Origin of the sequence: Streptomyces sp. SID3343 (genome assembly GCF_009865215.1) — a bacterium.
Lineage (GTDB): Bacteria > Actinomycetota > Actinomycetes > Streptomycetales > Streptomycetaceae > Embleya.
Genome location: NZ_WWJX01001079.1, coordinates 1 through 10,259, shown reverse-complemented (window position 1 = coordinate 10,259; position 10,259 = coordinate 1). Strand labels below are relative to the sequence as shown.

The 10,259-nt window shown below is 71.1% G+C and carries 8 protein-coding genes and 1 pseudogene; 3 read left to right on the top strand and 6 right to left on the bottom strand.

What is annotated here, in order from left to right; translation table 11 throughout:
• Positions 1–181 precede the first annotated feature (181 nt).
• A complete protein-coding gene (locus GT354_RS33750) occupies positions 182–2,431 on the top strand; it encodes an MMPL family transporter (RefSeq protein WP_161360174.1) in 2,250 nt (749 codons plus the stop codon).
• A 140-nt stretch (positions 2,432–2,571) separates the two neighbouring features.
• A complete protein-coding gene (locus GT354_RS33745; RefSeq protein WP_161360173.1) occupies positions 2,572–2,982 on the top strand; it encodes a VOC family protein in 411 nt (136 codons plus the stop codon).
• A 66-nt stretch (positions 2,983–3,048) separates the two neighbouring features.
• On the opposite strand, the gene GT354_RS33740 is transcribed toward GT354_RS33745, so the two are convergent.
• The 6 genes from GT354_RS33740 to GT354_RS56000 all read right to left on the bottom strand — a co-directional run bounded on the left by GT354_RS33740 (position 3,049) and on the right by GT354_RS56000 (position 9,766).
• Entirely contained in the window at positions 3,049–4,581 is a 1,533-nt protein-coding gene (locus GT354_RS33740) for a HAMP domain-containing sensor histidine kinase (protein WP_161360172.1), read from the bottom strand.
• Positions 4,582–4,598: 17 nt separating this feature from the next.
• The gene (locus GT354_RS33735) at positions 4,599–5,321 is read right to left on the bottom strand and encodes a response regulator transcription factor (RefSeq protein ID WP_161360171.1); all 723 of its coding nucleotides are present in this window, start codon (positions 5,319–5,321) and stop codon (positions 4,599–4,601) included.
• Between the two features lies 1 nt (position 5,322).
• Positions 5,323–6,150, bottom strand: coding sequence for a hypothetical protein (locus GT354_RS33730; RefSeq protein WP_161360170.1), 828 nt, complete (start codon positions 6,148–6,150; stop codon positions 5,323–5,325).
• 156 nt (positions 6,151–6,306) lie between these two features.
• Positions 6,307–7,527: an ABC transporter permease gene (locus tag GT354_RS33725; protein ID WP_161360169.1), complete on the bottom strand. Its 1,221-nt coding sequence runs from the start codon at positions 7,525–7,527 to the stop codon at positions 6,307–6,309.
• Positions 7,524–8,270 (bottom strand): ABC transporter ATP-binding protein, encoded by a 747-nt coding sequence (locus tag GT354_RS33720; RefSeq protein WP_161360168.1) that lies wholly within the window; start codon positions 8,268–8,270, stop codon positions 7,524–7,526. Before GT354_RS33720 ends, GT354_RS33725 begins: the two co-directional genes overlap by 4 nt.
• Positions 8,267–9,766 carry a biotin/lipoyl-binding protein gene (locus GT354_RS56000; RefSeq protein ID WP_161360167.1) on the bottom strand — a complete coding sequence of 500 codons (1,500 nt, stop codon included), beginning with the start codon at positions 9,764–9,766 and terminating at the stop codon, positions 8,267–8,269. Before GT354_RS56000 ends, GT354_RS33720 begins: the two co-directional genes overlap by 4 nt.
• Before the next feature lie 283 nt (positions 9,767–10,049).
• Here GT354_RS56000 and GT354_RS33710 point away from each other — a divergent pair.
• A pseudogene (locus GT354_RS33710) lies at positions 10,050–10,259 on the top strand (hypothetical protein); the annotation flags it as partial.

Sequence of the window (10,259 nt, the reverse complement as noted above, 5' to 3'; positions counted from 1 at the left end):
AACCCCACCGGTCGCCGGACAGCCGTCGCGCGTGCCGAAGGGGCGTCGCCGCGGTCGCCGACGACCCGCGCGTGATTACTGCCCGTCACCCGCTCGGGCCACCCCGCCGGCGAGGGCGGCCCGCCTCGCCGACCGTGACGAGAAGGACCATCGACCGTCACGAGCACGAAGCGAGGCGCCCATGTTCGCGGCCCTGGGCGGGTTTGTCGTACGCAGGCCATGGTGGGTCATCCTCGGCTGGGTGGTGGCGGCCGGCGTGGTGATCGGCTTCGCCCCCACCCTGACGTCCAGCACGGACGAGGCGAGCTTCCTGCCGAACAGCTACGAGTCCATCCGAGCCTCGGACGTGCGCGATCAGGCGTTCCCACAGCACGAGAACATCGGCGCGGTCGTCGTCTTCCAACGCGCCGACGGCAAACCGCTCACCCCGGCGGACAGCGAGCGGGTCACCGCCGTGTCGGCGAAGCTCGCCGCGCGCAACGTCACCCCCGTCCAGGCCGTGACCCCGGGTGCGGTCTCGCCGAACGGCCTCGTGCAGACCTCGACGATCGTGATGCCCGAGATCAAGGACCCCAACGACGAGAAGCCGCAGGACGCCGTCGAGACTCTGCGCAAAAGCCTCAAGTCGGAACTCGCCGGCAGCGACCTGTCGGCCGGTATCACCGGCTCGGCCGCCCAGGCGCTGGACGAACGCGATTCGTCCAAGACGGCCGGCACGCTCGTCGCCGTCGGAACCATCGTGATCATCATCGTGCTGCTCCTGATCATCTTCCGCAGTCCGATCATCGCCCTGCTCCCGGTCGTGGTGATCGGCCTGATCGCGCCGATGGCCACCGGATTGATCGCATCGGCGAACAAAGCCTTCGACATGAAGGCCGACAGCTCGATCGAGCAACTGCTCACGGTCGTGCTGTTCGGTGTCGGTACGGACTACGTGCTGTTCCTGCTGTTCCGCTACCGCGAGGTGCTGCGCGAGGGAGCCGACCCGAAGAACGGCATGGTGCACGCCGTCTCACGCGTCGGCGAGGCCATCGCGTCGGCCGCCGCGGCGGTGATCGTCGCGTTCGCCGCGCTGACGTTGTCGAGTCTGGGCATGCTGCGCTCGATGGGCCCCGCGCTCGCGATCGCGGTGTTCGTGACACTGCTGGCCGGGCTCACGCTCGTGCCGGCGGTGGTCTCGCTGTTGGGCACGCGTGTGTTCTGGCCGTCCAAGTCGTGGCGCGAGCAACCGCACGGCACCGGCTTCGCCAAGCTCGGTACCGGCATCGGCAGGCACTCGGTGGTCTTCGCCGTGCTGTCCGCCGTATTCATGGGCGTCCTCGCGCTCGGCGCGCTCGGCTACAAGCCGAACTTCGACCTCGCCGGATCGGCCCTGCCCAAGGACAAGGAGTCGGTGGTCTGGCTCAAGAACATGGAGAAGGGCTTCCCGCCCGGCACCACCGATCCGACCTCGGTGTTCCTCCAGTCGCGGAACCAGGCACCGCTCACCCCGGCCGAGTTGGGCCCCTTTCGGGCCTCCCTGCAAGGCGTCAAGGGTGTCGGTTCGGTGGCCGAGCCGATGCTGAGCCCCGACGCGCGGGTCGCGTCGTACGACGTCGTGCTGTCCGACTCCCCGGCCTCCGACGACGCGTTGGCCACGATCAAGAAGCGGCTTCGCCCGATCGCGCACGAGTCCGCCCCGCCCGGGACCAAGGCGCTCGTGGGCGGCATCAGCGCGGTCTACGTGGACATCAACCGCGCGGTGGACCGCGACTACTCGATCGTGTTCCCGGTCGCCGCGCTCTGCATCATGATCATCCTGGCGCTGCTGCTGCGCAGCCTGGTCGCACCGTGGTACCTGATGCTGTCGGTGGCCCTCGGCTTCGGCGCGACGCTCGGCGCGACGTCGTTCCTGTTCATGAAGATCGGTACGCAGCCGGGCCTGATGTTCATGCTCCCGGTGATCATGTATCTCTTCGTCGTCGCGCTGGGCACCGACTACAACATCCTGATGGTGTCGCGGCTGCGCGAGGAGGCACGCGAGGGGCACCCGCCGCACATCGCCGCGTCGGTCGCGGTCAAGCACTCCGGGCCCACGATCGCCGCCGCCGGCATCATCCTCGCGGGCACGTTCGCCACGCTGATGCTGGCCGGCAACTCCACGCTGTCCCAGATGGGCTTCGCGCTCTCCAGCGGCATCGCGATCGCGGCGTTCGTGATGGCGCTGATCTTCACGCCGAGCCTGACCGCGCTGATCGGCCACGCGGCGTGGTGGCCCGGGCACGGTGACACGAAGCGGGCAGTGCCGGCGGGATTCGAAGACGGGCCGGACGCGGGTCCGGACCCTGGGCCGGGGCAGCCCGGGTCGGGGCCCGGCGCGGGGTCCGGCCCCGGTTCGGCGGCCGGTGGGAGCAGGCGTTCGCGTCGCTCGAAGGGCACCCATCGCGCGTAGGCAACGGCCGGGGAACGCACTTTCGAACTTTCTCGGAAATCGGCGATGAGTTTCGTCCCGCCGGGCCGTCTACCCCTTCGAAAGCACCCGGCGGCCCGGCAACGAGCGCGCCTCCCGCGACGAGCGAGAAGAGACCCACCATGGCCACGATGATCTTCGTCAACCTCCCGGTGAAAAACCTCGGCAAGGCCACCGAGTTCTACACCGCGCTCGGGTTCACGCCCAACCCGCAGTTCAGTGACGGCAACGCGAGTTCGTTCGCGATCAGCGAGACCATTCACCTGATGGTGCTGGCCGAGCCGTTCTTCAAGGGTTTCACCACCAAGGAGATCGCCGACGCCACGAAGACCACGGAGTCGATCGTGTGTCTGAGCGCGGACAGCCGCGAGGGTGTCGACGAACTGGTCGAGAAGGCGTTCGCCGCCGGCGGCAAGCCGTCGAACAAGCCGCTGGACGAGGGCTTCATGTACGGACGCAGCTTCCAGGACCTCGACGGGCACCTGTGGGAGGTCATGTACATGGACATGAGCGCGATGCCCGCGCAGGGCTGATTCCCGCCGGGACAGGCAGGCACCGACCGGTACCGACAGGCGGCGGCACAGGCGTCCGGCGGCGCGTCAGGAGCGGGGGCCATCCGCGCGGCCGAGTGTCGTTCGCGTGCTCGGGGCCGGGTGTCCGTACTCCGGAACCGGCAACAGGACCCGAAACGACGCCCCCTCGCCGGGCGCCGTGCGCACCTCGACCCGCCCCGCGTGCGCGTTGACCAGCGCGGCGACGATCGCCAAACCCAGGCCCGAGCCGCCGCCGGCCGCGCGGCTGCGCGAGGAGTCGACTCGGTAGAAGCGCTCGAACACGCGCTGGGCGTCGGCGAGGGTCAGCCCAGGACCGGCGTCGGCCACCTCCAACGCGGCGCACGGCGTCCCGACAGGGCCGGCGTGCCCGACCGCGATCCGGATCGCGGTACCGGCGGGGGTGTGGGTGAGCGCGTTGGACACCAGGTTCGCGACGACCTGCCGCAGCCGTGCCTCGTCGCCCGAGACGGTGACCGGCCGCGCCGGTCCGCCGTCCAGGCCGGTCAACGTCACCGGGCGGTCCGGCGCGAGGGTCTTGATGTCGTGTACCGCGTCCGCCGACAGGATCCGCAGGTCCACCGGCTCGCTGCACAGGGGGCGCTGCTCGTCCAGGCGGGCGAGTTGCAGCAGGTCCTCGACCAGGCCGCCCATCCGCAGCGCTTCGTCCTCGATCCGGCGCATCGTGCGCGCGACCTCGGCCGGGTCGGTCAACGCGCCCATCCGATACAGCTCGGCGAAGCCGCGCACACTGGCCAGCGGGGTGCGCAGTTCGTGCCCCGCGTCGGCGACGAAGCGGCGCATCCGGGTCTCCGACTCGGCGCGCGCCGCGAACGCGGTCTCGATCTGCGCGAGCATGCCGTTCAACGACGCCGAGAGCCGACCGATCTCGGTGCCCGGGGCCACCACCGGCACACGGTGCGACAGGTCGCCCGCCGCGATGGCCGCAGCCGTCTCCTCGATCCGGCGCAGCGGACGCAGGCCGCCACGCAGCGCGAACCACCCGGCCGCGGCCAGGACGGCCAGGCACGTGGTGCCGATCACCAGACACACGCTGCGCATACGATCGACCGTCGCGTGTACGTCGTCCAACGGTTCGGCCAGCACGACGCTGCCCTCGCCGCCGCGCAGCGGGACGGCCAACACCCGCCACCGGGTCTCGCCCGACACCGAGTCCGTCTCGAACGCCCGGTTGCCGCGCACCTGCACCGCCGCCGTGTCCAGGTGCGGCAGGCTGGGCCGGAACTCCTGTTCCGCGCCGGTGCGCAGGCGCTGGCTCGTGGTGCCGTCGGGGGCCAGGTACTCGGCGACGATTCGACTGGGCAGGACGCCGGGGGCGTGCGGCCGATTGCCCGACGGCCCCGGGCGTTGTTCGCCCTGGGCCTCCGGCGGACGAAACGCCAAGCCCCGGGCGGCCTGTTCGAGTTGCCGGTCGACCTGGTCGGTGAGGTAGCCGCGCAGCGAGCCCACCACCACCGTCTCGCTGACCAGGAGCGCGACGGCGACCAGGGCGGTGGCGATGATCAGCACGCGCACCCGCAACGACAGTCGGCCGGGGTGGGCCAGGCGCATCCGGCGCATCGCCTGTCCGTGCCCCGTCAGATCGTCGCCTGGGGTCGGCGCAGGACGTAGCCGACGCCGCGCACGGTGTGGATGAGCTTGCCGCCGTCGAGTTCGATCTTGCGGCGCAGGTAACTGATGTAGGACTCGACGATGCTGAGATCGCCGCCGAAGTCGTACTGCCACACGTGATCCAGGATCTGGGTCTTGGAGACCACCCGCCCGGTGTTGAGCATGAGGTAGCGCAGCAGTTTGAACTCGGTGGGCGACAACGAGACCGGGCGGCCCGCGCGCAGCACCTCGTGGCCGTCGGGGTCGAGTTCGAGGTCGGCGACCGCGAGCCGGTTCGAGGGCACCGACCTGCCGTCGCCGCCGTCGACACGGCGCAACACCGCCTGAATGCGCGCGATCAACTCCTCCAGGCTGAACGGCTTGGTCACGTAGTCGTCCCCGCCCAGGGTCAACCCCGTGATCTTGTCCTTGGTGGTGTCCTTCGCGGTCAGGAACAGCACCGGCAGCCTGGTGCCGTCCGCGCGCAATCGGCGGACCACCTCGAACCCGTCCAGGTCCGGCAGCATCACGTCGAGCACCACCAGGCTCGGTCGGCAGCGCGCCACCGCCGCCAACGCCTCGGCGCCGGCCGCCGCCGAATCCACCTCGAACCCGGCGAACCGCAGGCTGGCGGACAGCAGTTCCCGGATGTTGGGCTCGTCGTCCACGACGAGCAGGCGGGCGCGGCCGGGGTCGACGGGTACGTCCATGTCAACCCTGCCCGCCCGGCGCGCCGGCGCGGCCGGCTCCCGCGGTGCCCTGGCTGACACTGGTCGCGGCGATCGAGCCGTCGTCGCCGGTCGCGCCGCGCACCACGACGGTGTCGCCCGGCTTGAGGTCGACGGTCTTGCCGTCCCGGGTGACCTGGATTCTCGTGCCGGTGTCGGTCTTCACCTTGAGGATGTTGCCGGACGAATCTGAGACGTAGATGAACGAGTTGTCGACGACCTTGACGGTGCCGGTGGTGACGCCGGTGGACGCCGTGCCCGCGGCCCCGGGGGCGCCCTGTTGACCGGCCCCCTGCTGACCGGTTCCCTGTTGGCCTGCCCCGCCCGGTGCGCGTCCGCCGTACGCCGCCGCGCCCGACGCTCCGGCCCGGGCGCCGCCCGCGGCCGAGGTGGTGGAGCCGTGGTCCTTCTGTACCTGGACCCCGGCCAGGAAGCCGACCGCCAGCAGCGCGCCCGAGCCGAGCGCGAGGGTCAGCACGGGCAGCCTGCGCCGAGGCGGCGCGGCGAGCTCGTCGCCGACGTCGCGCATGGTCGGCGGCCGGTCGAGGATGTCCTCGGTGGTCTCGCCGGGAGTGGGTTCGTCGGCGGGGTCCGGCTCGGTGCGGAAACCGCCGACGAACCCGGTCTCGGCGGGGTCGTTCGCCTCGGATCCGAGTTCGTCGGACCGGGGATCGAGGCGGACGGCCCCGCCGAGGGTCTGTGGCGCGCGCGATCGGACGTCAAGCGGTTGGACGTCAAGGGGTTGGATTTCGGGAGGTTGGACTTCGAGGGGCCGGGTCCCGAACGGGCCCGGGCGGTGCTTCGGGGTCATGGTGTCGTGTCTCCTGGGTTCTCCGCGTGTGCTCGGCCGGCTCTTCGCGTGCGTCTTTTGCGCGTCTGCGCTGCTCGGGGGCACAGGGCTGTTCGGGTCGCAGGGCTACGCATGTCGTAGGGTTACGCGTGTCTCGGGGCTGCGCGTGTCGTAGGGCTACTCGTGTCGTAGTGCCTCGATGGGCCGCAACGCCGCCGCGCGGGCAGCCGGATAGCCTCCGAAGAACAGGCCGATGGCTACCGACACCGCGAACGAGCCGATCACCGAACTCGGTACGACGACCGGCGCTATCCCCACCACCTCGAAGCGCGCCGCGAACAACCCCGCCGCCACCCCCAGACCGCCGCCGATCACCGACAACAACGTCGACTCGGCGAGGAACTGGCCCAGGATCGCGCCCCGCGGCGCGCCGATGGCCTTGCGGATGCCGATCTCGCGGGTCCGCTCGGCGACCGTGACCAGCATGATGTTGGTGATCCCGATCCCGCCGACGAGGAGCGAGATCGCCGCGACCGCCGCGAGCAGCACGGTGAACGTCTTGTTCGTCTCGTCGTTCGCGCCGAGCAGCGCCTGCTGGTCGGTGATCCGGTAGTCGCTCTGGGCCGAACCGGTGATCTTGTGCCGGTTGTTCAGGATCGAGGTGATCTCCTCCTGGGCGAACGTCGTCTCGTCCGATGACGTCGCCCGAACCGCGATCGACGACAGCGAGCCGTAGCCGGTGAGACTGTCGCGCATCGTGGTGACCGGGAGCACGATCGTGTCGTCGGAGTCCTGCGCACCGCTGCCACCCTTGGTTTCGAGCACCCCCGCGACCCGGAACGGCACGCCACCGATCAGGATCTCCTTGTCGATCGCGCTCTCCGTGCCGAACACGTTCTCCACCGTGGTGCTGCCGAGAATCGCGACCCGGCGCCGTGCGGTGACGTCCTCGGGCGTGAACAGCGCGCCCAGGGACAGGTCGTGGTTGGTGGTGGCGAACCAGTCCGGGGTGGTCCCGACGATCTGATCCACCGTCACCGACTGACCCGCGTAGGTGATGCTCTGCGACGTGGTCTGTACGGGCGCGGCCGATTTCACGTGCGGAGCCAGGACCGGGTTGGCGAGGGCCTTGGCGTCCTCGGGGGTCAGGTCCTTGAGCGTGCTGCCGCGCCCGGCCGCGCCGAATCGCCCGCCGCCCGCGGTGTGCGAGACGGTCAGCAGGTTGGTGCCGAGCTTTTCGATGGACGCCTGGACGGACTCGGACGAGCCGTTGCCCACGGCCACGAGCAGGATCACCGCGCCGACACCGATCAGCACGCCGAGCATGGTCAGCGCGGTCCGGATCTTGTTGGCGGCCAGGCCCAGTACGGCGAACCGGACGATCTCGACGGGGTTCACCGGTGCGCGCCTTCCAGGGATACGGGCGGTTCGGCGGCGCGGCGGTCGTCGCCCACCACCAGGCCGTCGACCAGGCGCAGGACGCGCTGGGCGCGGGCCGCGACATCGTCCTCGTGGGTGATGATCACGATCGTGCGGCCGGCCGCGTGCAACCGGTCCAGGATGGCGAGCACCTCGGCCGTGCTGTGGCTGTCGAGGTTGCCGGTGGGCTCGTCGGCCAGCAGCAGCGCGGGCGCGGTGACCAAGGCCCGGGCGAGCGCGACGCGTTGCTGTTGCCCCCCGGAGAGTTCGTTGGGAGCGTGGTCGACGCGGTCGGCGAGACCGACCAGGTCGAGCGCGGCCAGGGCCCGCCGGCGGCGCTCGCGCGAGCGGACTCCCGCGTAGGACAGAGGCAACGCGACGTTGGCGAGCGCACTGGTGCGGGGGATGAGATTGAACGACTGGAACACGAAGCCGATCCGCCGGTTGCGCACGAGGGCGAGTTGATGTTCGTCCAGCCGGCCGACGTCGATGCCGTCGAGGAGGTATCGACCCGACGTGGGGACGTCCAGGCAGCCCAGAACGTTCATCAGGGTCGACTTGCCGGAGCCGGAACTGCCCATCACCGCCACGTACTCGCCGGCTTCGATGCTCAGTTCGATGCCGCGCAGCGCGTGTACGGCGGCTTCGCCGCGACCATAGGACTTGGTGACCGTACGGACGTCGATCACCGGCGCGGAGACCGCGGATGATGCCGCTGTCATCGAGCCCCGCCGCCCGGGAAGCCGCCGGCGCCGCCGAAGTTCGCGCCGCCGCCGGGCAATCCACCGCCGCCCGTCACGCCCGCGGACGCGCCGCGGGTGGACTGACCAGCCCGCCCGCCGGTCGCGCCGGAACCCGTGCTCCCGGCCACCGCCGTCGTGCCGATCACGATCTCCTCGCCCTCGGTCAGCCCGGAGACGACCTGCGTGGTCTGGTCGCCCACGACTCCTACGCCCACGGTTCGGCGCTGCTCGACGCCGTCGACCAGGATGCGCACCGTCGCGGCCGAGCCGGTCCCGGTCACGGCCGCCGACGGCACCTGCAACGCGGCATCGGCCTGCGCGACGACCACCGAGACGTTGGCGGTCTGGCCGGTGCGCAGGGTCGAGACGTCGCCGTCGAGGGCGATCGTCGCGCCGTACTTGACCGAGCCCGCCGACGCGCCACTGTCGGGCAGCGGATTGACGCTCACCACATGGCCGTTGAGCTTGGTCGCCGTGTCGACGTTCATGGTCACGGTGGCCGGCTGGCCGGCCTTGACCTTCGCGGCGTCGGCCTCGCTGAACGACACCTTGCTCTGCATCCCGGTCGGATTGGCCAACACGACGAAACCCGACGCCGCCGCGCTCGAACCCGAAGACGCGCCCTGACCGCCGGAGCCGCCCGCGCCACCCGCCGAAGTCGAACCGGAACCCCCGGAACCCGACGACCCGGACGACCCCGCCGACACCGAGTCGCCGACCTTTCCCGACACCGACGCCACGATCCCGGCGGACGGCGCGGTGAGCACGCACCCGTCCAGGGCCCGCTGTGCGTCGACGACCTTGTTGTTCGCGGTGACCAAGGCCGCCTCGGCCTGGGTCACCGCCGCGGCGTCCACCGTCGTGCTCGGCGACGGGGTGGCCGTCGGGGTCTTGGTGACGATGACGGTGACGGTCGTACGCGGCTCGGCGACGGGAGGCGACGCGGACCCGGACGGCGGCGCCGTGGCCGTCGCGTCAGGCGTGGGCCGGGGGGAGGTGCTCCCCCGCAGGACGGTGTTCTGTACGTCGGCGCCCTGGTTGCCGCTGCCACCGTTGCCGCCACCGCCACCGTTCTGCTGGACCGGGGTGCCCTGCTTGGCCTTGGTGAGATTGGCCTGGGCGACCACCACACCGGACTTCGCGGCGTCCAGCGCCTCCTGCGCCTGCGTGGGATCGATGCGCGCGAGCACCTGACCCGCCTTCACCGTGTCGCCGACCTTGACGTCGACCTCGGTCACCTTGCCCGCGGCGGCGAAGGACACGCCCGCGTCGGAGGGCGAGGACAGCGCCCCGGAGGCGGACACGGTCGCCATCACCGTCCCCTTGGTCACCTTGCCGGTCCGCACCCGGGTGGATGGCGTGCCGCCGTCGTCGCCTTCCACCGCCGCGTAGGCGAAACCGGCACCGGTGAGCATCGCGGTGGCCAGTGCCACATTGATCAGGACCGACTTTCGTCGCAGTCGTACACGCCTCATGGCGGCACAGCCTGAAGCGCACACGTGCCCGAAGACTGACCGTCGCCTGGGAGATCCCTGGGAACGCCCGGCCGTAGACGCCGACCGCGCGACCGGCAAAACCGCGCCGATCGGGACAACCTCCCGCGATCCGACCCCGCCGACGACACCTCGCCCGCCGGTCGCTCACAGCGAACTCCCAGGCGGCGCGCGGGATACGGCCAACCGCACGTGCTTGAGTCCTGGGCGGATGGGCGGTGCGCCGTCCGGCGCCGACCCCGAAGCTCTCGTGGGGAAGGACGTCATGACGAGGTACTCGGGACGATCGGCGTGGACCACATCGGTGGCGCCGGCCGCCGCCGCGGCACTCGTACTGCTGCTCGCCGGTTGCGGTGGGGGAAGCGGCAGCGCTACGAGTGCCGCGGGCCCGTCCAACGGGGGCGCCGGCAGCGAGGCGACCAAGGCGTACACGGACTGCCTGCGCGCCAACGGCGTCACACTGCCGACGGGGCGG

Coding starts and splice junctions, on each gene's coding strand:
- GT354_RS33720 (WP_161360168.1), bottom strand. CDS start 8,270: ATGACAGCGGCATCATCCGCGGTCTCCGCGCCGGTGATCGACGTCCGT.
- GT354_RS56000 (WP_161360167.1), bottom strand. CDS start 9,766: ATGAGGCGTGTACGACTGCGACGAAAGTCGGTCCTGATCAATGTGGCA.
- GT354_RS33735 (WP_161360171.1), bottom strand. CDS start 5,321: ATGGACGTACCCGTCGACCCCGGCCGCGCCCGCCTGCTCGTCGTGGAC.
- GT354_RS33740 (WP_161360172.1), bottom strand. CDS start 4,581: ATGCGCCGGATGCGCCTGGCCCACCCCGGCCGACTGTCGTTGCGGGTG.
- GT354_RS33745 (WP_161360173.1), top strand. CDS start 2,572: ATGGCCACGATGATCTTCGTCAACCTCCCGGTGAAAAACCTCGGCAAG.
- GT354_RS33730 (WP_161360170.1), bottom strand. CDS start 6,150: ATGACCCCGAAGCACCGCCCGGGCCCGTTCGGGACCCGGCCCCTCGAA.
- GT354_RS33750 (WP_161360174.1), top strand. CDS start 182: ATGTTCGCGGCCCTGGGCGGGTTTGTCGTACGCAGGCCATGGTGGGTC.